The organism is Bacillus sp. SIMBA_026, from assembly GCF_046535335.1.
GTDB lineage: Bacteria > Bacillota > Bacilli > Bacillales > Bacillaceae > Bacillus > Bacillus velezensis.
Genome location: NZ_JAWRWX010000065.1, coordinates 1 through 346, shown reverse-complemented (window position 1 = coordinate 346; position 346 = coordinate 1). Strand labels below are relative to the sequence as shown.

The window sequence follows — 346 nt, the reverse complement described above, 5'->3', positions numbered from 1 at the left end:
CGGACTTGAACCGGCACGGTAGTCACCTACCGCAGGATTTTAAGTCCTGTGTGTCTGCCAATTCCACCACCCCGGCATGGATGGTATAGTATAGTTGGAGCGGAAGACGGGATTCGAACCCGCGACCCCCACCTTGGCAAGGTGATGTTCTACCACTGAACTACTTCCGCGTTTGGCAATGCGGATGAAGGGACTTGAACCCCCACGTCTGTAAAGACACTAGAGCCTGATTCTAGCGCGTCTGCCAATTCCGCCACATCCGCAAGAAAAACATGGTGAGCCATGAAGGACTCGAACCTTCGACCCTCTGATTAAAAGTCAGATGCTCTACCAACTGAGCTAATGG

2 tRNA genes are annotated in these 346 nt (G+C 52.6%); both read right to left on the bottom strand.

From position 1 onward, the window contains the following. Nucleotides 1-95: 95 nt before the first annotated feature. Nucleotides 96-170: transfer RNA gene (locus SB847_RS20690), tRNA-Gly, on the bottom strand. A gap of 9 nt (nt 171-179) precedes the next feature. Then, a tRNA-Leu gene (locus SB847_RS20685) sits at nt 180-263 on the bottom strand. Nucleotides 264-346 lie beyond the last annotated feature (83 nt).